The organism is Streptomyces sp. NPDC107517, from assembly GCF_055582645.1.
Window position 1 is genome coordinate 1 of sequence record NZ_JBVJPM010000041.1, and the last position, 21,766, is coordinate 21,766.

Here is a 21,766-nt window from a genome sequence, read left to right on the forward strand (position 1 = left end):
TACAACCTGAAGGCGTACCGGAGCTGCATGACGATCACACTAGGCAAGTCGAACCCACGTCGTCACCGGGAACATACGAGCGATCCATCACCGTCGCGAAGCAGGGTCCGGCTCCGCCGGAACGGCACCGCGACGCTCCGCGTCGCAACCATAGGATTCGCTTCCCCCCGGCCTGAAGGCCGGAGCACTGCGAATGAATCCCGGTAGCATCCGCTGGTGACATCCCGTCTTCTCTCCACGCCGCGCCTCCGAGTCACAGCCGTGCTCACAGTGACAGCCGCCGTCGTCGCGTTCGGGTCGTGGGCGCTGTGGCCGGTCTACGACTCGTCGTGCGTCGTCTACTCCGGGGCCTACATCCCCATGAATGCGCCGAAGGCCGAAACCGACGCCGCCGCACAGCGGGCTTACGACAAGGCCCTCGCCGACGGCGCGTGCGGTCCCAAGCGGGCGCGCTTCCACAACTGGAGGCAGTGAGGTCAATCCGGTCGTCACCGTGAGTGGTCGCCAGGGGCGTATCGGCTCCAGGTTCCTCCGGCGTCGGTGAGGAGGCGGGTGGCTGTCTTGTCGTGGTAGCCGAGTGCCTTCGCGATGACGGAGGCCGGGGCTTGGAGTACGAGTTGGCGGATCGCGGAAGTCCTGCCGCGTTGCGGCGGGACGCGACCTTTCGCAGGTGGACTTGGAGGCTGACCGGGTTCATGGGGTGTCCGGGCTGGCGTCCGGGGAAGAGCCACTGAGAGCTTCTGCTGCTTGCGTAGGGCAGGTGCTGGCGGGACTGGACGTATGCCCGCATGAGGTCAGCGACGGGTTCCGGAAGCGGGGACGGCGGGCTCTCCCAGCCGGACGGTGAGAGTGGCCCCGTCGTCGATGACGTCGTCGACGGTCGGGGATGTTCACGAGTTTTGAAGGCAGTGGGGCTGCTTCCTGACGCGCCTTGGAAAAAGTTGCGGGCAGCTGTCGATCCGGCCGCGTCCCATTCGACGTCATGATGTGCGGCGCCTCGCCGCACAATGACGCGACAGGACCTGACGAGGAAACACGTGGATCAACTGCTGAGAGTGATGAACTTCAACGTCTCGAGTGACGGAATCGGTGCCGGCGAGCATCAGAGTCTCGAGAGTCCGTTCGGCTACGACCATCCCGAGAGGCTGTTCGCCTGGGCCGGCGCCACGGCGAGCTGGCCCATGCGCACGGATCCCGGCGGGAGCCGGGGTCTCGACGACTACTTCACTCGAGACTTCGCACGCAACATCGGTGCCGAGATCATGGGCCGCAACAAGTTCGGGCCCCAGCGCGGACCCTGGCTGGACCATGAGTGGCGCGGCTGGTGGGGCCAGGAGCCCCCCTTCCGCACCCCGGTGTTCGTCATGACCCACCACACGCGTCCGTCGTTCACGCTCTGCGACACCACGTTCCACTTCGTCGACAGCGACCCGGCCGCGGTCCTCGAACGGGCGCGGGAAGCGGCGCAGGGCAAGGACGTCCGACTCGGTGGCGGGGTCACCATCATCCGGCAGTTCCTCGACGCCGGCCTTGTCGACACCATGCATGTGGCGGTTTCGCCTGAGAAGCTCGGGTCCGGACTGCGGCTCTGGGAATCCCCCGATGAGCTGCTCGACCGGTTCCACCTGGAGATCGTGCCCAGCCCGAGCGGCGTGACGCACCACCTGTTCTGGCGGAGGTGACGCATGGGCCCACTCCGGGCCGGCTGAAAGGGCTGGCCAAGCACTCGACGAGGACCAGCCGTTCAGCTGATTCGCCCTGATCAAAGGTTCAATGACGGGTTCTGACACCTGCAGGCCCGCCTCGACGGCCCGCCACCCTCACGCTCACGGGCGGCGGGCCGCCCCATGAAGTGATGTCATTTCTCGCGAACATTCACGGCCCCGCAGACCGTCCATCGGTGCCCAAACCGATGGACAAACGCTGCTGCTTGAAGTGAACGAAGCCAGACGGATACTTGTTGGGGGTGAGTGGTCGGCAGCTGCCCGTCCTGCTGGAGTGACTGTGCATTGTTGGCTGACGGATAGGCTCCTGGCATGGACATCCGTGTAGAGATCATCCGGGCGGCGAGTCAGGAGCTCGTCGACGCTTTCGGCAGGTTGCTTCCGCAGTTGTCGTCGACCGCCAAGCCCCTCGACCACGAAGCGCTTGACCGGATGGTGACTTGTGATGCCAACACAGTGCTTGTTGCCCGCACTCCTGACGCGATCGTCGGCACCCTGACGCTGGTGCTGTTGCCCTTGCCATCCGGCTTGCGGGCCCGCGTCGAAGACGTGGTCGTTGACAGCGGGGCGCGAGGGCAGGGAGTCGCGGGCCTCCTCACTCAGGAGGCCCTGCGCCTCGCGCGGGAAGCGGGTGCCCGGACGGTTGACCTCACTTCCCGACCGGATCGTGCGGCGGCGAACCGGCTGTATGAGCGTCTCGGCTTCCAGGTCAGGCAGTCCACGGTCTACCGCTTCGCGATCGACGCGTAGGCGAGGTAGTGCGGGACTCCGGCCTGGCTGATGCGTGCGAAGGCGTGACCGTGCTGGCCGACGGCGCGTACATCAACACCGGTTTCGTAGTCCCGCACCGCAAACGCCAAGGACGAGCCCTCCTTCCCGGCGAAGAGGAAGACAACGCCGAACACCGGAAGGTCCGGGCCCGCTCGAGCACGCCTTCGACCGGATGAAGCATTACAAGATCCTCCGCGACTGCCGCCGGCGCGGCAACGGCCTCCACCACGCGGTCCAGGCCGTCGCCCGCATGCACAACCTCGCCCTCGCCGCATGACCTTGTACGCCGACAAGTGCAGGTGGGCGCACGCGCGTTCCACGACCCAGCATTGCCTGCCGAGGCCGGAAACCGTGCTCGGTGCCGCGGCGGCGATCAGGGGCTTGACGCCGAGGCCCCAGGCCCCTGCAAGGCCAACGGCGAGGGCGGACGAGACACCACGATCTACCTGACTGCGCTGCGCGCAGCCCGACGGGACAACGACCTGGAGACGGTGCAAGCGAAGATCGCCGGCAAGTGCGCGCTTGTTGGGGTCGGCCGCGCGTGGGACCCGGCTCCACTCCACCCTCATCAGGCCCCTTGGGATTCGATTCTCTAGGCTGGCACGGTGACTGATGAACAGGAGCGGGTGCAGCCGTCGGGGGTGTGGGCCACGGGCGTGGGGGTGGCCAGGGTGCGGGCGCTGGAGACCGAGCGGGAGAACGCGCTGTTCCGCGACCCCCTGGCACGGGCCTTCGCCGCCGCCGGCGGCCTGTGGCCCTCCTCCCCGCCGCCCGGTGACGAGGCCGCGCGACGCCGCCGGCTGGCCGTGGCGTTCTCCATCGTCATCAGGACGAAGTTCCTCGACGATCTGTTGCAGCAGGCCTCCGCGTCCGGGGTCCGGCAGGTCGTGCTCCTCGGCGCCGGCATGGACAGCCGGGCCTTCCGGATCAACTGGCCCGAGGGCACCCGGCTGTTCGAGGTCGACACCGCCGCGCCACTGGACTTCAAGGCATCGGTACTGGACCAGGAACGGGCCCTCGCACGCTGCGAGCGGATCACCGTCGCGGTCGACCTCCGTGAGGACTGGCCAGCCGCGCTGACCGCCGCAGGCCACGACCCGACCGTACCGACCGTGTGGATCGTCGAAGGACTGCTGATCTATCTCCCCCAGGACGCGGTGGAACTGCTCCTCGCCCGGATCAGCACACAGTCGGCGCCAGGCAGCCGGATGGGACTGACGCTGGGCTCACGCGGCGTCATCGAGCGCTTCGCCGCCGACGCCGCACCGGGAAAACCGGCGTCCCTGTGGGTCTCGGAAATGCCCGACGACCCGGTGGGCTGGCTCGCCGGACACGGCTGGAACGCCACCAGCCACACCCTCCACGAACGCGCCGCCGCCTACGGCCGCCCGACCCACACCCCACCACAACACGAGGAACAACCCGGCGGACTCATCTCCGCGATCCGCCAATAGAACTCCAGCTGGAGATCTCGACCTCGTCCCGCTGAGGGCCTCTCGGGACGGGGGGTCAGCCCAGGTCTGGCCAGTTCAGGAGGTTCTCCAGAATGCTGCGGTCACCCTCGCCTCGCAGATTGTCCAGGGGGAGACGGCCGTGCAGGGTGAGCAACAGGTTGCTAGCCGATCCGTGGAGGCTGGCGTCCGTCTCGTGGTGACCCTCGATGAGGCGTGAGCCCGACCCTGTCAGGTCGATCAGCCATGACGCGCCCTCGGCGGCGTGCAGGCCGATCCGGACTGGCTCGTGCGGCCAGGGGCGGGCGGTGCCATGACTGACGTCGATGAACTCGGCGATGCCGTCGAGTGCGACAACCGTCGGGACGGGCTGGGGCGTTCCGATGGCCAGCTGGGCGTCGAAAGCGTGGACAGCGGCCTCTTGAACCTGATGACGCGCCACGGCACCGCTCGTCATCGGGACGTCGCAGTCGCCCCACCAGGTCCAGCAGCCTGCCGCGGGACCTGCAGCTCGCAGGGCAACGATCAGCTCCTCGGTGGCTGCGGCGGAACGGGCCAGGAGGTCGGCGGACAGAGCGTCATCGGCCGGACCCACGGTCGGGGGCTTCTCGCTGGGACCGGCCGCGACCGCCGCCGCCCAGAACCGGTGGACCTCGGTTACGTGCTCGACGAGGTCACGGAGCGACCAGTCGGGGCAGCTGGGGACGCGGACATCCAGATCGGGGAAGCCGGCGACGCTGCCGCGAAGGACGGCGGAGCGGTCCTGGACCAGGGAGAGCAGGTCTTCGAAGGCAGGTGTCTGGGTCATCCCAGCTTCCTATCACCCGGCACTGACAGCGGTTCTCGTCTTTCCACCGACCAAACCCGACTCGGGGACCACCGGGAAGGTCGTCACCGACGAGACACGCCAGCGCCGGCGCGAGCCGCTCCCTGGCTCGACCGCGAGGCGCCAGGACTTCACCCCTGGGGTCCTACGGTCAGCGGAAGCCAAGCACGCCGGGTCGGCGTCGTGCATGTTCACCGGGTTCCTCCGAGGATGCCCCGTCCTTTAGGGCGGGGAGGAATCGGACTCCTGCGGAGCAGGGCAGGGAAAGCCGGATCGCCGCCAGGGCGATCCGGCGTGTTCCCCGGTGGTGAGGCAGTCCACAACGATCAAGAGCTCTCAACTGTCAGTCTTCCCAGATAGGTTGATGCGCATGACGACAGCAGCAGCGGTGCAGGACGCCGGGCACGCCCGGTGGACGTTCCGCCTGCGTGTGTCGTCCACAGCCCGCGCCGCCCTTGGGGCGGAGTGGGACCGGTGCCGCTGGGTGTGGAACGAGTGCTGCGCGAAGTCGAAGCAAACGCACTTGTGGAACAAGAACCGGCCCGAGAGCACGGACAAGCGGACGTGCGGTCCGGCGCAGCTCGACAAGATGCTGACCGAGGCCCGCAGGTCGAACGGATGGCTTCGTGAGGGCAGTTCGGTCCCGCAGCAACAGTTGATACGCGACTTCGGCAAGTCCCGCGCCAAGGCACAGAAGGACATCAAAGAACGCCTGCCGATGCGGCAGCGCGCAGGGATGCCAAAGTACAAGAAGAAGCGCGAGGCGCTGCCGAGCCTGAACTACACCAAGCGCGGTTTCCGTCTCAAGGGCAAGCGTCTGCACCTGGCAGGCGGCATTGTGCTGACCGTCGTGTGGTCGCGGGACCTGCCCGCCGACCCGTCCAGCGTGCGTGTCTATCAAGACAGCGTCGGACATTGGTACTGCTCGTTCGTCGTCCCCGCAGAAGTCCAGCCGCTGCCCGAAACCGGGGCCGTGATCGGCGTCGACTGGGGCGTGAAGGAGACCGCGACCACCACATCCGACACCCACGACCTTTCCCACGCCGAGCACGGCAAGAAGTCGGCGGCGAAGCTGGCCCGGTACCAGCGGATGATGTCCCGGCGTAAGCCGCAGCGTGGACACGCCGGATCGAAGGGCTACCGCGAGGCGAAGTGGCAGACGGCGAAGGTGCACAAGAAGGTCGCACTCCAGCGTCAGGACACCGCCCGCAAGTGGGCCAAGAAGGTCGTCCGCGACCATGACGCCCTGGCGGTGGAGGACTTCCGACCGAAGTTCCTCGCGAAGTCCACCATGGCCAAGAAGGCCGCCGACGCGGCTATCAGCGCGACGAAGCAGGCCCTGGTCGAGTTGGGCCGCAAGCACGGACGTGCCGTGCACCTGGTACACCCCGCTCACACCACGATGGACTGTGCGCAGTGCGGAGCGAGAACCAAGCACGCACTACCTCTTTCGATGCGAACGTATGCCTGCACCGCATGCGGAGCCGTATCCCCCAGGGATAAGAACTCCGCACGCGTGATGCTGGTCCGGGCTGGTCTTCCACCCGGCTAGTGGTGATCGTGGAAGACCAGACCAGGCGCTGCCTGGTCTGGCAGCGTGAGCTAGAAATCCCCACATCAGCCCTGGAGGGTGAGGAATCCCCCTCCCTTCAGGGAGGGGAGGATTCAAGAGAAACGACGCCACTCAGGAGCAGGGGAAGCCATCCATCGTGGCCTCCTGTCCCGGGCTCGATGAGCGTGTCGGCCTGGCCCGTTGCCGGAGCCGCCGCTCAGACAGAGCGGCTGCCCGATTTTGATCCGCTCGCCGCTCGTGAGCGTGTTGATGTGGCCGGGTCGATGGTGGGGCGGTGGCGAGGTCGGTTTGGGCATGGTGTGACCCGGATCACCGCAACGTCGTCCGGGCTGCGGACAGGGGGGAGTGTGGAGATTTCACTACGCGCCCGTGTGCGGGCCGGGGATCCGGATGCGTTCAGGCAACTCTTCGACGAGCACGCTTCGGTGGTCTACCGGCACGCCGTCCGGATGACCGGCAACTGGGCCATGGCCGACGATGTTGTGTCGCTGACCTTTCTGGAGGCATGGCGGCTGCGCGAGCGGGTGCTTCCGGGTGACGGCAGCCTGCGCCCGTGGCTGCTGGGCATCGCGACGAACGTCACGCGCAACACGGCGCGGGCGGCGCGAAGACACCAGGCGGCGTTGATCAGAGTCCCGCCTCCCGACCCTGTGCCGGATGTCGCCGAAGAGGTGGCACAGCGACTCGCCGACACCGAAGAACTGGCCGCAGCGCAGAAGGCGTTGAGCACGATGCGCCGTGGGGAGCGCGAGGTGTTCACGCTGTGCGTATGGGAGGGCCTGGACGCCGCCACGGTGGCTGAGGCCCTGGGTGTCGCCGTCGGCACCGTACGGGCCCGGCTCTCGCGAGCGAGGAAACGCCTGCGCGAGCTCACTGAGCTCGAACTCGTCGGCGGCACGGAAGGCGGCACCAGGCAGCACGGAACGCAGCACCTGGCCGCGGACGGACAGATGCCGGGTAGCCGCCACCAGGCGGCTCGGTCCACGCAGGAGAAGAAGCGATGAACACCAACCCGCGACGACGCGACCAGCCGGCCGGCTATCAGGACCTGGCCGAGTTGCTGCCCGCGCCGGGGCGCCCGGTACTCGCGCAGGACCGCCACCGCGTCCTGAGGGAGTCCTTGATGGAACACCTCGCCGACCAGGCCGCCCACGAGCAGTCGGGCGCGACCAGCATGTCCCCTGTGCCCCCCGCACGCCGGTACCCCAGGCAGCGCCTCCTTCTCGTCGCGGCGCCGCTGGCACTGGCGGCCGCCGTGAGCCTGGGCGTGGTGGCAGTCGACAGCGCACACGACGACAAGTCCGCCACCGCTGCCCCGGATGCCACTGCGGGCTACAACGGGAATGCCACGCAGTTGCTGGACCGGATCGCCCTGGCGGCGGCTGACCGTCCGGCGGTAACGGTGCGCGACGACCAGTACATCTACACCAAGTCCCAGGGATCGGCAGATGAGTTGGGCGTCGATTTCTTCGATCCGGCGGAGCTCGCGAAGCACAAGGGGGACCTCAAGGTGGAGCAGTACAAAGGGGACGTTCAAAGGGAGCAGTGGGATTCGGTGGACGGCAAGCGGGCGGGGCTGAGGAAGGGAGTCGCGGTGGGCGACCCCTCCAAGAAGATGACCATGGCCATGTACGGAGGCACTGGCTACCTGACCTTCCGGGAGCTTCAGGCGCTGCCCACCGATCCCGACGCGCTGCTGAAGAGGCTCTATGACGACACCAAGAGGGTGGGACCAAGCCGCCGCGTGGAAATCACACTTGAGAACATCGGAGTCATCATCGACAACGCCACCCTGCTGCCCGAACTGAGCGCCGGGCTCTACCGTGTCATGGCCAAGCTCCCGGGCGCGCACGTAATAAACCACGTCGAGGACGCCGCGGGGCGGCCCGGTATCGGCCTCACGTTCGAGGGCGCCCCTGAGGGTTCCACCTGGGTCTTCGACTCGTCGAGCTTCGCCTACCTCGGAACGACCGAGAGCGCGCTCCTGGACATCGGCGTCGCGGACAACAAGAGCGAGGCGCCGGTCAGCTCGTCCTGAGTCAGCCGTCACAGGTGTCCGCTCCGGCGGACGCCCTGCTCGCGCAGACCAGCTCGGCCACCAGGCCACTTCACGCCGCAGCGGACCCCAGGGCATGTCAGTGGGAACGATGACGGAGAACACGGAAGCGACGATGTGCCCATCAGCAGCTGCCTTGCGACAGGCGAGACTGAGGCGCTTGGCGCCCCTCCCACCGCGCGCCGCCGCGGGGTGGTGACCATTGCCCGGCCCGACGGCATGGTGCTCGACCCGCAGGCCGCTTGACATAGAAGCATCGCCGAGCTCGACCGGCCACACACGCTCGTAGCGTTCATCGACGAGCACAAGGATCGCTTCGGCGGCGTCGAGCCGATCTGCCGGGTCCTCACCGACGACGACTGCAAGATCGCCCCTTCCACCTACTACGCCCATCACAAACGCCAGGCCGCACCCGCGGTCCGGACCGTGCGCGACGCCGAGATGAAAACCCTGATCAAAGAGGCGTACGACGCCAACTACCGTGTCTACGGGGCCCGGAAGATCTGGCGCCACCTGAACCGGCAGGATGTCGCGGTGGCCCGCTGCACCGTCGAACGTCTCATGCGCGACCTCGGGATCGCCGGCGCGGTCCGCGGCAAGAAGGTGATCACCACGATCCCCGACGCGTGTGCGGAGCGAGCACCGGACCTGGGGACCGCGACTTTGTCGCCCCGGCGCCGAACCGTTGCTGGGTCGCCGACTTCACCCACGTCGCCACGTTCGCCGGCGTCGTCTACGTCGTCTTCGTCGTGGACACCTTCTCCCGCCGCATCGTCGGCTGGTCAGCAGCCACATCGAAGGAAACCCGGCTCGTCCTGGATGCTCTCGAGATGGCCCTGTGGCAGCGCGACCGCGACCAACACCCCTACCAGAAAGGCAAGTTGATACATCACGGCGATGCCGGGTCGAACCCGGAACGGTTCACCTGGGGATTTACGTGTCCTTGAGCCGGAGGAACATCGCCGTCGTTCACAATCGGTCCGACTCTGCTGCTTTGAGCGGCTGCCACGCCTGGACCGTCAGCCACGAGTGTGGTCCTTCATTTCAGCCCGGCGGTTCTGCAAGGGACTTGAACGCCGGGCGGAGCAGCCTGGCGATGCGGTCGGCTGGGGTGTCATGAAGCGCGGCCAGGCCGAGGAACTGGTGGCCGATGGTGACGCCGAGCAAGGTGGTGATAACCAGTGCGGCGCGCAGCTCGCGGTCCTCGGCAGCGGGCAGGGCGGAGCTGACGCTGTCGATCTGCCGGTCGAGGGTGACGCGGACGTGATCGGCTGCTGTCGGGTCGGTGAGCATGGAGCGCAACATCACCAGTGTGCCCTCGGGGAGGCCGCCGAGCTTGAGATCGAGCGTGGTCAGTAGCTGATCGACGAGCGCGTCGGTGTCGGTGATTTCCGGCAGTTCGGGCAACGCCTGCACTGCTTGGGTGAAAAGCTCGCGCTTCGAGCCGAAGTACTGCATAACGAGAGCCGGGTCGACGCCTGCTGCGGTCGCCACGGCGCGGATGGTGGTGCGATCGAATCCTTTCTCGGCGAACAGCTCTCGGGCGCTGTTGAGGATGCGCAGTTCGGTGGCTCGGCGGCGGTCGGCGCGGGACCGGTGAGGGGAGGGCACTAATTCACTCTACAGCCGTTGACCGAACCCTCGGTCGACTCCTACGGTTGGTTGGGTCAACGTGTGTTGAGTGAATGGAGTGATCCCTGTGCCGGACCTGGAGACGCCAGTTGTCCGCACCCCTCGCGAGGTGCTGGCCTGCTATTACCAGGCCATGCTCGACAAGTCCGCTGACGATCTCGCCGATCTGTATGCCGTGGACGCGGTGCACGAGTTCCCGTTCACCTCTCCTGGCTTTCCTCCGCATTACGTGGGGCGCGAGGCAGTGCGTGCGGGATACCGGGCGGCCTGGGGTGCAAGCCCCATCCAGGTGGAGGAGGTCAAAAAGACCGCAGCCTACGAGACCGCCGATCCAGAAGTGATCATCGCTGAGCATGTTGTGGTAGGAACGCTGCCGACCAGACGCATCACCTTCGCCGTCCCAGGTCTCCTTGTACTCCACGTCCACAGCGGGCTGATCACGCGGGTCCGCGATTACATGGACGGCTTGGGAGTCGCCAGTGCGAGAGGATGAACGCCGGACGGACAGGGCGGACCAGGTCACCTGGGACTCAAGGTGAATCGGACCAGATCCCTTGAGATGAGACCACCAGGTTTCTGAAGACGGCTATCAGCCAGTCCGGGGCTGGCGGCCGCGCCCGCTCACCACGCAGCCTCTCCGCCCTCGCGCTGTTCCGCGTCCACGATCCACCTGCGTGTACGCGCAAGATCGCGCACCTGTACCCGCTCCAAGAACTTGAGCGCGTCATGCTGTTGGATCTCGTCCGGCATCAGCTGAGCCGGTACTCCCGCGAGCCAGCGCCTTGAGCGCGCCGAAGGATGCCCGCCTCTTCCAGACGGCGCAGCTGGTACAGCACCGATGACGGGCTGGACAGGCCCACCGCCGCGGCGATCTCCCGGACCGTCGGGGTCTCGCCCTGATCAGCGATGTGGGTGCGTATCGTGGCCAGCACCGACCGCTGCCGCTCGGTGACATCCCAGGACCGCCGGACCCGAGTCATGACTCCACCTGCCCGGCCCGGCGCCGAAGGTCGGCAAGCTGTTCCCGCGGGACGTCCTGGGCGAGTTGTCGGGACAGATCGATCAGGCGCCGCCGCAGTCGCGTATTGCTGCCTGCCGGGCCCTCGGCGAGCGCCCTGTAGGTGCGGTCCCATTCGCGCTGAGACTGCACGATGTCGGGGGAAAGTCCGCTGTGCACCAGGAATCAAGTAGATCAGGTGTTCGAATTCTGCCCAAAGTCTCCAGAGTGAGAGTCACCGCTTCAGACAACTGGGTCGGCGGGCGATGACCCCGAGGCCGAGACGCTGCGAGCGGCAGCCGCGTCACCCCACTGTGTCCCCGAGGAGGGGAAGCGCATACTGCCCGACAGAGTCATGAGCTGGTACGGAGGCAGGTCAGCCACCGGCCAGAAAGAGAAGTCAACGGTGTCTGGGGTCTCCAGGACGGCATTCAGGATCAACACGGCGTCATTCTCGCCTCGGGCGGTCCAGCCCGCCTAGCAATTTCTCCCGGGGTTCGTCACGCCAAGAGAACGCGCTTCCGGAGGAGGTCGAAGCCGGCGCGGCCGAACATCTGGCGCTTGAGCATCTTGATGCGGTTGACGTGTCCTTCCACGACTCCGGAGTTCCAGGGCAGGGTAAGACCGGCGACGACGGCGTCACGGTCGCGGTCGATGCCCGCGGCGTGGGTGTGGAGAGCGGGCAGGTCGTCTTGGCGGACGGCATCGAGCCACTCGGGCAGCCGTTGGCCCTGTCGCTCGGTGAGGATCTGAGCGAACGAACGGACGTGTCTGGTGAGGGCTTCCAGTTCGGGGCAGTGGGTCACGACGGCCTTCATTCGGAGCTGTTTGCCTGCGGAGAGGGATTCGGGGCGCCGGAGGATCCAGCCGGCGACCGAGCGGGGTGAGGCCTGAGCCCCGGGCTCCCTTCCGGCGGTATGCATTGACCTGCAGGTTCGCGTGGCTGAGAGTGGCCCTGTTGATCGACTGGGGTGGGGAGCATGACACACGACGAATACGCCGATCACTGCGAGGAGCTCTTCGCGGTGGGCGGATTTTCTCAGGTTCGGAAGCTGGCCGAGTCCGGCCTGCAGGAACTCGGGCCCGATCCGGTGCTCTACCGGTGGCTCGGCCTCGGACACGCGGCGGAGGACGAGGACGACCACGATGCAGAGGCGGAGAAGGCCTACGAGAAAGGGCTCACACAGTGGCCGGACGACCTCGGACTGCTCGTCTCCTACCTGGAGCTGTGCCTGCGGGCCGACGAGTGGACCTACCCCGCCCGCAGTGGTCGAGCGGTCCTGCTCAAGGAGCGGATCGCTGTGCTGGCTCCGGCGGGGTCGCCCGAGGCGGCACGGGTGGAGGACGCGCTCGGCTGGGCCGGCCGGGGCTACTGGCAGGACCTGCGGGAGAGGACGGCCGCGGCGCGGGCCGAGCGGGCGACTGCCACGTCCCACAGCACCGATGTCGCCGAAGCGCTGGAACAGGGCGGCCAGGCACCCGCGCATCCCGAGGACCTGCGGGCGACTGAGGTGGTGGCTGCGTTGGAGTTGCTCGCCGGTCCGTGGCGGGCCCCGCTGCGGCTCTTGGTGCGCCACCGGCCGGTCGCGTACGCCGCCACCTTCGTGCTGGTCTTCGCCACCAACAGGGCACTGGTTCTGAGCGGGACCGTTTCCTTCAGTGTGTGGGGCTGGATCTGGTTCGTGCCCCTCCTGTTGGCCGACTCGAAGCTCAAGCAGGCCCGGCGACTGGGCCGGCAGCGGGTGATCGCCGCGATGGAGGCCCGGCACGCCGAGACCGCTGCTGCGGACTAGGCGCTGTCCGGGCACGACTGATGTCTCCTGAGAGCATGCGGGCACAGACGGCCGCGGCTGCCCTCGGACGCGTAACGGTGATCGACGCACGTGTAAAGCGGCTCACCTCGAGGAGCTCGGAGAAGTCTGAGCCCAGGGTCTGTAACCACACCCGCTATCGATGGGGGGAGAGCAAGGTGAGCAAGGTCGTCGGCAAGGACCGTCTTTGGTGGAACCCGGGCTTCTGGTTCGGCTCTTCGATCGTGGCGGGCATAGTGCTGGTCCCCATCTGGCTGTGGGGGGCGTTCTCCGGCGGCCTTGATATGGAAGAGACGTGCATCCTCGGGGAGGGCCAGCCCTTCGACGGAGAGTACAGCCGGGAGTATGGGCAGCAGCCGTCCGGCCCCTTCCCCCTGCACAATATGTGCAACGACTCGTACGACCTCATTCCAGGCTGGATGAATCCCACGCTCGCCTGTCTGGCCGTCATCGTCGCAGGGTCGCTGATCGCGACCGTCGTAACGACTGTCGTGCACCTCAGGCGTGTGCTGTCCGAGCGTCGCAGGCGACTAGGAACGGTCCTTTCATGAGGGCTTCTTGGGCGACATGTGGACGGGACGGGTGACGAGGCGCGGCCCGGGGGCGTCCACACAGATCAGACGGGGTGCACGCGGCTGATCTTCGTCGGCTCGGCCTTGAGCGCCCTTCGCGCAAGGGCTGAGAGCGGCCGGCTGGCCCCGACTGCACCGCGGATGTCCTCTGGTGCAACGCTTGGTGGGTGCGTTGTACGGCCATGTCATGGACGCGGGAATCGCGGCCGTCGTTGGAGCGGCGATCGGTGCGACGCGGTCTTCGAAGGCGACTTCGCTGACGCCGCCGCCATGGCCGCGGCGCGGGCGTCGCCGCAAGGCCAGTGGGTGGCCGCCGATGTCGCCGACTACGCCACGGGCGGTGCGGTCATCATCCACTATCCGGTGCAGGACGGCACCGGCTGAGGCAGGTTGGTCCGCTCCGGGACGCGTTCGGTCGGCCGTGGCGGCCAGGTCCGGCCATCGGCGGACGCCGTTCGCGGTTGCCGATTCGTTGAGCGTCAAAGGTGGGCCGATGTCCTGGTCGGATGTCACGGTGGTTGATGCGTGCGTGCGGCGCGACGGCCGGGGCGGTAGCCCCACGGCTGTCACCGACGACGACGGACGCGGACCGGCGTGCGGTCGCTGCTGCGGCCGGCACCTCGCACGCGGCGTTCCTCGGCCCGCGGCGGACATCGGACGGTGGCTGGCCGGTCCGGTTCTTCACCGCCACCGCCGAACTGTCCGGCTGCGGCCACGGCACCGTTGCCGCGCAGGCCGTCCGGTTGACCCGCACCGCGCTGGGCGAGCTGAACGACCGCCAACACACCGGCGGGCGCCACGGATCGCCACGCCCGGCGCACCACGCATGCTGGTACCGGTCCACGACCGGTCGGCGCTGCTCCGAGTCCACCCCTATCTCGGCAGACTGACAGCGGCGTGCCAGCGGTTCGGGCTCCTCGGCTGTTTCGTGTACGTACCGCCGGTGGGCGACCGACCGGGTGCGGCGCGGATGTTCGCGCCGGCGATCGGTGTCGACGAGGATGTCGCCAACGCCAACAGCACCGGCTGCCTGGCCGCTCACCTGCTCGACACGACAGGTGCGCAGACGGTCGCGATCGAGATGGAGCAGGGCGACACTCTCGGTCGACCGGCCAGCGTGCTTGCTTCGGCCCGACGCGGGCCGGCGGGCATCACGACCCGGGTCGGCGGGTTAGCGATGGTCCGCGACGGACACTGAGGCGACGACTAGATGTTGCGGGACAGGACGTTGCTGACGGTTTCGGCAAGGCAGACGCTTGAGCGCGGAGCGCTTGCTGGAACAGGAGACACGACGCGGCTGTCCGCGCTTGCCTCAGGCTGTCGGGTCCCAGAGCCCGCCGGCTTCGCCGCGCGCGAGGTGCTCGGCGTAGACGCCGACCTTCCAAGCGATGACGGAACGGCACTCCTCCAGTGCCTGGATCTGCGCGTCGACGCGCTGCCGATGGGCGTCGAGCAGGCGCAGGCGTTCCGCCTCGTTGCCCGATCCGTGGCGTACCAGCTCGGCGAAGTGCTTGAGGTCGGCGAGCGGCATACCGGATTCGCGGAGCTTGACGCAGATCAGCAGCCAGTCGACATCGAAGGATGTGTAGCGCCGTCGTCCGCCCGACGTGCGCTGGACCGGGCCGACGAGCAGGCCCTCGCGCTCGTAGAAGCGCAGGGCGTGCACGCTCAGTCCGGTCCGCTCGGCCACCTCGCCGATGCTCAGCGACGGCACGGCCGCCTCGGTGGTCGTCATGCCGCTCACCCCTGGACTTGATCTAGACCTTGCTCTAGATCGTAGCGTCCACGGCATGACTGTTACTGATCAGCAGCCGCTCGGCTCGCCCTTCTCCGCTGCCACCACCGCAGAGGACATCGTGGCCGGCCATGACCTTTCCGGCATGACCGCTGTGGTGACCGGGGGCTACTCCGGGCTCGGCCTGGAAACCACCCGGGCTCTGGCGGCTGCCGGGGCCCGGGTCATCGTTCCCGCCCGCCGCCCCCACGTCGCCCGTGCCGCTCTCCAGGAGGTGAGGGGCAGCGAGGTCGTCCCCATGGACCTGGCCGACCTCGACAGCGTTCACTCAGCCTCCGCGCACATCAGCGACCGTATCGACCGGCTCGACCTCATGATGGCCGTCGCCGGCATCATGGCCACCCCGGAACGACGCGTTGGGCCCGGCTGGGAAGGCCAGCTCACCGCCAACCACTTCGGACACTTCGCCCTCGCCTGCGGGCTCTACCCGCTCCTGGCCGCCGCAGGCGGCGCGCGCGTCGTGGTGAACAGCTCCGCCGGACACACCCTGACCGGCATCCGTTGGCACGATCCGCACTTCCGCACCGGCTACGACCAGTGGCTGGCCTACGGCCAGGCCAAGACCGCCAACGCCCTGTTCACCGTGCACCTCGATGCCCTCGGGCAAGGCGACGGCGTCCGGGCGTTCACCCTCCACCCCGGCAAGATCATCACCGGTCTCCAGCGGGAGATGACGCTCCAGGAGCAGATCGACCGCGGGTGGGTGGACGAGCGCGGCAACGTGGTCGGCGCAGACTTCAAGACCCCCTCCCAGGGGGCAGCCACCGGCCTGTGGGCCGCTACGTCACCGCTCCTCGACGGCCGAGGCGGGCTCTACCTGGAGGACTGCGATGTCGCCCGCGTTTCCGCCCCCGGCACCCCCATGGATGACGGCGGCGTCCGCGCCTACGCCATCGACCCCGAGGAGGCCGCCCGGCTCTGGGGCCTGTCTGTCGCCGTGACCGGCGCCACGCCGATCACCCGATGAATACGCGCCATGCAGATGCCGCGTTGCCTGCCGCAGCGGCAGGCAACGCGGCACGGGCCGCTCTTGGGCTCGTCACGGCTGCGCCGAGTCAACCTGCCCGGCAATCCGCCGTTTGGGGCGGAGGGATCTAGGTATGCCGCACCGCAACGCGACCGCTCCTGTGAGTACGGTGATGGTCGTGCTGCGCACGGTGAGCGCCGCCTCGTCCTCGGATACGGCTGGGCGCGGCCGTCGCAGCGTGGTGCGTGGTTCCTCACGGCGGCTGTCGGCGTCAGCGAGAGAACAGCTCGGGGTTCTTGCGGACGAACCCGGATACTCCTTCGGCGGACCGCCCGGTGATCTCCTCCATGCCCTCTGCCTGGCGGTCATAGCGCCCGGCCACGTGCAGGCGAGCCATGGTGGAGATGTGCTGGAGCACATGGGCCGGCAGTCCCAGCGCCGCGAGATCATTGTCGAGCCATTCCTGCAACGGGACGTCGGTGTAGCCGACCGTGCGGTGAAGAGCATCGGAAATGTCCGCGGCCAGAGCGGCGACGTCCTGTGATCGGGGACCGGTCAGCTCATAGGTCCGGCCGATGCGCCCGGCCGGATCGGCCAGAATCTCCTCGACGACCGCGGCAACGTCACCGGCCGCGATCGGGGAGGTTCTCGCCTCGCCGAAGGGCCATCTGATCACGCCGTCCTTGGCGATCGAGGCAAACACGGTCTGGAAGAGCGGGTTCTCCATGAAGACGGTGGGCCTGACCTGGACCACGGGCAGGCCTGACCAGCCGAGAACCTGCTCGACCAGCCACTGCTGACGATGCTGATGCGAGTCGGAGCCGCTGGTGGCGTCCATCTCGGAGACGGTCAGCTGCGACATGTTGACGACCGCCTCCAGGCGTCCGTAGGCACGCGCGACGGCCGCTGTGGTCACGGCGGCCAGCAGATACTGGGCCGACACGGCCATGCCGAAATACATCCGGCCGCAGCCGTCGAGGGCGTCGGCGACGTCACGGGCATGCGTCAGATCTCCGACCACGACTTCGGCACCCGTGGCGCGCAGCGCCTGGGCACGGTCGTCATCCTGGCGCACCAGAGCGCGCACCTGGAAGCCCCGGCGCCGCAGCCCTTGGACCACGGTTCTGCCGACGGCACCGACGCTGCCCGCAGCGCCGGTCACCAGGATGGGCCGCATGCCTGCTTCCGGACTGGAGTCCATGGGGGCAGCCTGCGGCCCGTACGACCAGGGCGCAAACCGGGGTGACGTCCGGCCCCGGCGGAGGTCAGGCGATCGGCATGCGTCCGCAGCCCCGACCGCTGGTCCATTCCCTCGTCCGCCGTCTCTCCCTGGCACGCGGGGCCATGAGCCCGGCACCTCCGCGGCAGCGCCGCGACCAGCGGATGGACCAGAGTGTGACGCCAGAGACGTCACCCGAATACAATAATTCATCTGGCTATGCCCGCTATTGCTGGCAAATATGAGGTCCGGCCATGGACGGTATTGCCGGCATGGGAGGAGCCCCAGGCTGGGGCTCCGTGCATCCGCCGAGACAAGATGAGCCTGTTTTCTCAGAGCCCTGGGAAGGCCGGGCATTCGCGCTCGCGATCCTCTCGAACAGGGCGTCCGGGGGAAACCTGGACTCCTTCCGGCACGCGCTGGAGCGCCTGGACCGGGCGCACTACATCGACGACGGCTACTACGGGCGCTGGCTCAACGCCGGAGAGCTGAGACTTCTCGACAGCGCCGTCCTGGCACCTGGTGCGGTCGACGCCCGCGCCCGCAACCTCCGCGGCGAGCACGTGGAGGAGCCCCCGGTCCCGGAGCCGGCCAAGCCCGACTACGCGCCGACCGCCGACGGCACACTGCGCTGCCTCGACACCGCGCCGGCCTTCGCCGTCGGCGAGCGCGTGCGTGCCAGGGACATGTCGCCGGCCGGACACGCCAGGCTGCCGCGCTATGTGCGAGGGCGGGTCGGCGTCGTCGACATCATTCAGCCCGCCGGCGTGCTGCCGGACTCCAACGCGCACTTCCTGGGCGAGAACCCACAGTACGTCTACTCGGTGCGCTTCGACTCTCATGACATGTGGGGCGCCGACGCCGAGCCCTTCGAGCTCACGGTGGACATGTTCGAGAGCTACCTGGAGACCCCCTCATGACTACCACCGCCGGATCGGCCGAGCGCCTTCCCCCGGCGCTGCGCACCGAGGCGCTCGAGCAGTTGCTCACCGAGCGGGGCCTGATCGATCCCAAGGCGATGAACGGGCTCATCACCACCTATGAGACCAACATCGGACCGCTCAACGGCGCGAAGGCGGTCGCCAGGGCGGGGTGGTGGACGGCACCCGGCGTCCGGTCGGCGAAGAAGGCAACGCACCGGAAGCCGCGAGCGGTCGGTCTCCCAGCCCAATCGCGCCGTCGAGGTAATCCAGGTCGCGAGGCCGCTGGTCGGCCCGTACGCGGTGGGTCCGTGGTGGGCGGCCCTGTGGTTCCCGACCTGCTCGCCGCGACCAGGCTCGGTGAAGGCCGCGATACCTGCCTGCGCGACGAGCCCGATCCAGGAGCGGTTCAGCCCGAGCCGGGCGGCGCCGCCTCACCGGGGCTGTCATCCGGCTCTGCGCCCGGAGGGTGAACAGCCCCCTCAACGGCCTTCCCGCGGGGTGGCTTGCCCCTCGCCATTCCGGCGGCAGCACGGGCCAACTGTGCCTGCAGTTGGTCGAACGCCGCCGGGCCTGAAAGCTCCCGCAACCTGCGACTTCTGCTCATGCAAGTTCAACGCGCCAACGCACAGCCCGTAACTGCAATACCGCCGAACGGAGCAACCGCCGGTGTCCCTCCACGACGCCACCGCCCGCGTTACCTCGCCGGCACGGTGCTGACTCCGCTGTTCCTGCACACCGACGCCGACCCCGGTACGCGTCGGCGCACATCCGAGGGCAGTGTCTCGCGGGAGGCGGCTTTGGCCTGAGTGCCCGAAGCCGAACTCGAGCGATGCTCGCGTAGCCCGAAAAGATCGCAATTTTCGCAGGTGCGATTACCCGGCGATACGGGAGCGACGGCACGCTGCCCATCGACGCGCGACACCAGATCCCGCTCACCGCGGCGCGGCAGATCGTCCTCGCTGCGAAGGCTGAGGATGTCCAGGCGAATTTGTTTACCGCCGGTAACCGTACGTCTCCGGCCTCGACCACCCCGTTGATTCCCAGGCGTCGAATCCCACGTACCTGGAGATCACACGTGCGGAGAGGCAGCCCCCTGACGGGGAGCAAAGATGAGGACGGCAGCGTGCACGCTGTGACCGCTCTGCTCCGCGCTTATGCCGCCGGGACGGAGTCCGGTTCCTGAAACTTCGGCGTGCCTGGCGGCCGACGCGTCCAACCGGAGTCAAGCCGGTGAGCGCCCCTCGTGTGATGTCGTCGGCTTGGCGCCGAGTCGTCGCGCCGATGTTCGCTGCGGCCGGAGCGGCTGACTGGACGCCATCCCTTCGAGTCCGGTGGTGATCCTGAAGCACCTCACGCAGGAGCTGCCCGAGGCGGACGCACCCGCAGCCATGCTGCAAAGTTCGACCGGGAATCCCGAGGATCCGCTGCGGAGCCAAGATTGCTCCGTAGCGGATCCGACGTTCACCTACTGCCGACCGACGGCCCGCGTAGAGACGTCCCACAGGTGGGCGGCGGCCTCCGGATCCAGGGCGTAGTCGGCGACGCCGCCGTGGTGGTTGTCGGGGTGGAGGGGCTCGGCCTCGTTGCAGTCCTCGAGGTAGCGGCCGGTGACGCTGGAGAGGAGGGGTGAGGCGGCGGCGAGGACCGAGGTCGCCGCGCCCTGTTCGGCCGTCTTCCACGGCAGTTGTGGGGCGCCACTTTCGGCGTACCGGGCGAGCAGGACGGGGTCGACGTGGCGCATCAGGTTGCTGCGGACGACTCCGGGCATGACCGCGTTGACGGTGATGTCGTCGGCGGCCCAGCGGCGGGCGGCCTCGACCGCGAACAGGGAATTGGCGGTCTTGGACTGCCCGTACGCCGACTGCGGATCGTAGGGGCGGCGCTCGAAGTGGAGGTCGTCGAAGACGACGGGCGAATTCCGGTGCTGTGAGGAGCTGACGGACACCACGCGGGCGCCGCCGGCCGCGGCCAGGGCAGGGTGCAGGCCGGTGGCCAGGGCGAAGTGGCCGTAGTGGTTGGTGGCGAAGTGCAGTTCCCAGCCCTCGCGGGTGCGGGTCAGCGGGGGACCCATCACGCCGGCGTTGTTGATCAGCGCGTGGAGCGGCCCGGTCCAGTCGGCGACGAATACGGCGACGGAGTCCTGGTCGGCGAGGTCGAGCGCTGCGACGTGGACGCTCTTGCTGCCGGTCGCGGCGGTGATGTCCTGGGCAGTGCTGTCCCCTGCGGCGATGTCACGTACAGCCAGGGTGACGTCGGCCCCTGCGGCGGCCAGTGCGCGTGCGGTTTCCCGGCCTATGCCCGAGGTCGCGCCGGTGACGACGATGCGGCGTCCGGAGAGGTCGACACCGGAGAGCACCTCGGCGGCGGTGGACTGGGCCGTGAACGGGGTCGTGATCCGTGGGGTCATGGATTCGGGTTCCAATCGGTACGAGGTACGAGGGCCGAGGGTGAGTGGCTCGTCTGGCCGTGGGTGTGATGGCGCGAAGGGGGTCGGTGGTGAGGGCGACCCCCGATCAGCCCGGATCAATGGGCTGCATGGTGACCACCGGCTGCTTTCCGCCGTCGGCGCGGTGGACGGGATCGCCCTCGTTGCGCGGCACGCTCGGCGGAGAGGCGCTCCGCCGCCTCGACCCGGATGTCCGGGGCGGCGAGGCTTTCCCCGGCGGCGTAGGCGATCAGCCGCGGGCGACGCTCAGGGTGAACGACGCGGTGAAGCCACGCTCAAGGCTGCCGGGGTCGACCGGCTGGACTTTCAGGAGCAGGTTCTCGCCGCCGGCCATGCGGTAGACGAGGTCGTCCTTGTTGGGGAGCCGCTCCAGGGTGGTGTGCTGCTTGTAGGGCTCGAAGGCCTCGATGGCCTGGTTGTACTCCTCGGGCAGGTACAGCTGTCCTGTATACACCTCCCGGTCGTCGACGAGGACCTTGACGTGGATGTGGATGCTGCGGGTGAAGTACCAGCCGGGGTAGATGGTGCCGAACTCCGCAACCCCATCGGCGCCGGTGCTCTGCGTACCGCGCAGGAAGCGTGAGTCGTCGGACGGAGGGACGTGGCCGGTCTCGTTGTCGATGGTCGGCAGGGTGTCGGGGTCGTGGGCGAGGTGCCCGGAGTAGTAGCCCAGTGCGTCGCAGTGCCACACGTCGACCACGGCTCCGTCGACCGGTGTGCCCTGCTCGGCGTCGCGTACGTTCATGCGCAGGCGCAGCGGGATGCCGGGCCGGCCGTCCGCGATATCGGCGCGCCGACGGGCGTCGTCGGCGGCCACGTAGTAGGGGCCCTCGGTCGTCTGCGGGGACGCGCTGCTCGCGTCGGGCTCGCGCGCGGCGTCGGCGCCGCTGAGGACGTCCTCCGGCGGGACTGCGTGGGCGGCCAGGATGGCCTGGAGCGCGGCGACCTGGTCGCCGGCCGTGATGATGCTGGACTTTTCCTCGGGGGACATGGCGCTTCCTTC

General features: G+C 68.2%; 25 protein-coding genes and 3 pseudogenes. 18 read left to right on the forward strand and 10 right to left on the reverse strand.

Features of this window, described 5'->3' with window-relative positions:
- The first annotated feature begins 261 nt into the window (after positions 1–261).
- The 3 genes from ACZ67T_RS41825 (at position 262) to ACZ67T_RS41835 (ending at position 2,474) form a co-directional block, all read left to right on the forward strand.
- Positions 262–474, forward strand: coding sequence for a hypothetical protein (locus ACZ67T_RS41825; RefSeq protein ID WP_469991756.1), 213 nt, complete (start codon positions 262–264; stop codon positions 472–474).
- 563 nt (positions 475–1,037) lie between these two features.
- Complete coding sequence (locus ACZ67T_RS41830) at positions 1,038–1,682, forward strand: dihydrofolate reductase family protein (RefSeq protein WP_469991758.1); 645 nt, start codon at positions 1,038–1,040, stop codon at positions 1,680–1,682.
- A gap of 354 nt (positions 1,683–2,036) precedes the next feature.
- A complete protein-coding gene (locus tag ACZ67T_RS41835; protein ID WP_469991760.1) occupies positions 2,037–2,474 on the forward strand; it encodes a GNAT family N-acetyltransferase in 438 nt (145 codons plus the stop codon).
- Here ACZ67T_RS41835 and ACZ67T_RS41840 read toward each other — a convergent pair.
- Positions 2,450–2,584: a hypothetical protein gene (locus tag ACZ67T_RS41840; protein ID WP_469991835.1), complete on the reverse strand. Its 135-nt coding sequence runs from the start codon at positions 2,582–2,584 to the stop codon at positions 2,450–2,452. The genes ACZ67T_RS41835 and ACZ67T_RS41840 overlap by 25 nt on opposite strands.
- A 62-nt stretch (positions 2,585–2,646) precedes the next feature.
- Between ACZ67T_RS41840 and ACZ67T_RS41845 the strand changes: the two are divergent.
- Together ACZ67T_RS41845 and ACZ67T_RS41850 are read left to right on the forward strand one after the other, a co-directional pair.
- Positions 2,647–2,772: pseudogene (locus ACZ67T_RS41845) on the forward strand (IS5/IS1182 family transposase); the annotation flags it as partial.
- Positions 2,773–3,100: 328 nt separating this feature from the next.
- Entirely contained in the window at positions 3,101–3,949 is an 849-nt protein-coding gene (locus ACZ67T_RS41850) for a class I SAM-dependent methyltransferase (protein ID WP_469991762.1), read from the forward strand.
- Between the two features lie 55 nt (positions 3,950–4,004).
- Here the strand turns inward: ACZ67T_RS41850 and ACZ67T_RS41855 are convergent, their stop codons facing one another.
- Positions 4,005–4,754 (reverse strand): maleylpyruvate isomerase family mycothiol-dependent enzyme, encoded by a 750-nt coding sequence (locus tag ACZ67T_RS41855; RefSeq protein WP_469991764.1) that lies wholly within the window; start codon positions 4,752–4,754, stop codon positions 4,005–4,007.
- Between the two features lie 388 nt (positions 4,755–5,142).
- On the opposite strand from ACZ67T_RS41855, the gene ACZ67T_RS41860 reads away from it, so the two are divergent.
- From ACZ67T_RS41860 to ACZ67T_RS41880, 5 genes and pseudogenes are all read left to right on the forward strand, one after another.
- Positions 5,143–6,324: an RNA-guided endonuclease InsQ/TnpB family protein gene (locus ACZ67T_RS41860; protein WP_469991766.1), complete on the forward strand. Its 1,182-nt coding sequence runs from the start codon at positions 5,143–5,145 to the stop codon at positions 6,322–6,324.
- 368 nt (positions 6,325–6,692) lie between these two features.
- Positions 6,693–7,349 (forward strand): RNA polymerase sigma factor, encoded by a 657-nt coding sequence (locus tag ACZ67T_RS41865; protein ID WP_469991833.1) that lies wholly within the window; start codon positions 6,693–6,695, stop codon positions 7,347–7,349.
- Positions 7,346–8,383, forward strand: coding sequence for a CU044_5270 family protein (locus tag ACZ67T_RS41870; RefSeq protein WP_469991768.1), 1,038 nt, complete (start codon positions 7,346–7,348; stop codon positions 8,381–8,383). The genes ACZ67T_RS41865 and ACZ67T_RS41870 overlap by 4 nt, the downstream gene beginning before the upstream one ends.
- A gap of 459 nt (positions 8,384–8,842) precedes the next feature.
- Positions 8,843–8,992 (forward strand): annotated as a pseudogene (locus ACZ67T_RS41875) (IS3 family transposase); the annotation flags it as partial.
- A gap of 35 nt (positions 8,993–9,027) precedes the next feature.
- Entirely contained in the window at positions 9,028–9,348 is a 321-nt protein-coding gene (locus ACZ67T_RS41880; RefSeq protein ID WP_469991769.1) for a DDE-type integrase/transposase/recombinase, read from the forward strand.
- A 97-nt stretch (positions 9,349–9,445) separates the two neighbouring features.
- Here the strand turns inward: ACZ67T_RS41880 and ACZ67T_RS41885 are convergent, their stop codons facing one another.
- Positions 9,446–10,012 (reverse strand): TetR/AcrR family transcriptional regulator, encoded by a 567-nt coding sequence (locus ACZ67T_RS41885; protein ID WP_469991770.1) that lies wholly within the window; start codon positions 10,010–10,012, stop codon positions 9,446–9,448.
- A gap of 88 nt (positions 10,013–10,100) precedes the next feature.
- Here ACZ67T_RS41885 and ACZ67T_RS41890 point away from each other — a divergent pair, with 88 nt between their 5' ends.
- Positions 10,101–10,526, forward strand: coding sequence for a nuclear transport factor 2 family protein (locus ACZ67T_RS41890; protein WP_469991772.1), 426 nt, complete (start codon positions 10,101–10,103; stop codon positions 10,524–10,526).
- A gap of 256 nt (positions 10,527–10,782) precedes the next feature.
- Here ACZ67T_RS41890 and ACZ67T_RS41895 read toward each other — a convergent pair whose 3' ends face one another.
- From ACZ67T_RS41895 to ACZ67T_RS41905, 3 genes and pseudogenes are all read right to left on the reverse strand, one after another.
- Positions 10,783–11,013 (reverse strand): LexA family protein, encoded by a 231-nt coding sequence (locus ACZ67T_RS41895; RefSeq protein WP_469991773.1) that lies wholly within the window; start codon positions 11,011–11,013, stop codon positions 10,783–10,785.
- Entirely contained in the window at positions 11,010–11,210 is a 201-nt protein-coding gene (locus ACZ67T_RS41900; RefSeq protein ID WP_469991775.1) for a hypothetical protein, read from the reverse strand. Before ACZ67T_RS41900 ends, ACZ67T_RS41895 begins: the two co-directional genes overlap by 4 nt.
- A gap of 320 nt (positions 11,211–11,530) precedes the next feature.
- Positions 11,531–11,920: pseudogene (locus tag ACZ67T_RS41905) on the reverse strand (ISL3 family transposase); the annotation flags it as partial.
- A 90-nt stretch (positions 11,921–12,010) separates the two neighbouring features.
- Here ACZ67T_RS41905 and ACZ67T_RS41910 point away from each other — a divergent pair.
- From ACZ67T_RS41910 to ACZ67T_RS41925, 4 genes are all read left to right on the forward strand, one after another.
- Positions 12,011–12,823: a hypothetical protein gene (locus ACZ67T_RS41910; protein WP_469991777.1), complete on the forward strand. Its 813-nt coding sequence runs from the start codon at positions 12,011–12,013 to the stop codon at positions 12,821–12,823.
- 176 nt (positions 12,824–12,999) lie between these two features.
- Positions 13,000–13,392, forward strand: coding sequence for a hypothetical protein (locus ACZ67T_RS41915; protein WP_469991779.1), 393 nt, complete (start codon positions 13,000–13,002; stop codon positions 13,390–13,392).
- 527 nt (positions 13,393–13,919) lie between these two features.
- Complete coding sequence (locus ACZ67T_RS41920) at positions 13,920–14,303, forward strand: PhzF family phenazine biosynthesis protein (protein ID WP_469991780.1); 384 nt, start codon at positions 13,920–13,922, stop codon at positions 14,301–14,303.
- On the forward strand, positions 14,240–14,611 hold the full coding sequence (locus ACZ67T_RS41925) for a PhzF family phenazine biosynthesis protein (protein ID WP_469991782.1): 372 nt from the start codon (positions 14,240–14,242) through the stop codon (positions 14,609–14,611). The genes ACZ67T_RS41920 and ACZ67T_RS41925 overlap by 64 nt, the downstream gene beginning before the upstream one ends.
- 114 nt (positions 14,612–14,725) lie before the next feature.
- On the opposite strand, the gene ACZ67T_RS41930 is transcribed toward ACZ67T_RS41925, so the two are convergent.
- Complete coding sequence (locus tag ACZ67T_RS41930; protein ID WP_469991783.1) at positions 14,726–15,148, reverse strand: MerR family transcriptional regulator; 423 nt, start codon at positions 15,146–15,148, stop codon at positions 14,726–14,728.
- A 55-nt stretch (positions 15,149–15,203) separates the two neighbouring features.
- On the opposite strand from ACZ67T_RS41930, the gene ACZ67T_RS41935 reads away from it, so the two are divergent.
- Entirely contained in the window at positions 15,204–16,175 is a 972-nt protein-coding gene (locus ACZ67T_RS41935; RefSeq protein WP_469991785.1) for an SDR family NAD(P)-dependent oxidoreductase, read from the forward strand.
- A 271-nt stretch (positions 16,176–16,446) separates the two neighbouring features.
- On the opposite strand, the gene ACZ67T_RS41940 is transcribed toward ACZ67T_RS41935, so the two are convergent.
- Entirely contained in the window at positions 16,447–17,376 is a 930-nt protein-coding gene (locus ACZ67T_RS41940) for an NmrA family NAD(P)-binding protein (protein ID WP_469991787.1), read from the reverse strand.
- Positions 17,377–17,648: 272 nt separating this feature from the next.
- Between ACZ67T_RS41940 and nthB the strand changes: the two genes are divergently transcribed.
- Both nthB and ACZ67T_RS41950 read left to right on the forward strand, forming a co-directional pair.
- Positions 17,649–18,314 carry a nitrile hydratase subunit beta gene (gene nthB, locus ACZ67T_RS41945; protein WP_469991788.1) on the forward strand — a complete coding sequence of 222 codons (666 nt, stop codon included), beginning with the start codon at positions 17,649–17,651 and terminating at the stop codon, positions 18,312–18,314.
- Positions 18,311–18,787, forward strand: coding sequence for a nitrile hydratase subunit alpha (locus tag ACZ67T_RS41950; RefSeq protein WP_469991790.1), 477 nt, complete (start codon positions 18,311–18,313; stop codon positions 18,785–18,787). Before nthB ends, ACZ67T_RS41950 begins: the two co-directional genes overlap by 4 nt.
- Before the next feature lie 995 nt (positions 18,788–19,782).
- Here the strand turns inward: ACZ67T_RS41950 and ACZ67T_RS41955 are convergent.
- Positions 19,783–20,724 carry an SDR family NAD(P)-dependent oxidoreductase gene (locus ACZ67T_RS41955; RefSeq protein WP_469991792.1) on the reverse strand — a complete coding sequence of 314 codons (942 nt, stop codon included), beginning with the start codon at positions 20,722–20,724 and terminating at the stop codon, positions 19,783–19,785.
- A 268-nt stretch (positions 20,725–20,992) separates the two neighbouring features.
- Positions 20,993–21,754 carry a dioxygenase family protein gene (locus tag ACZ67T_RS41960; RefSeq protein WP_469991794.1) on the reverse strand — a complete coding sequence of 254 codons (762 nt, stop codon included), beginning with the start codon at positions 21,752–21,754 and terminating at the stop codon, positions 20,993–20,995.
- Positions 21,755–21,766 lie beyond the last annotated feature (12 nt).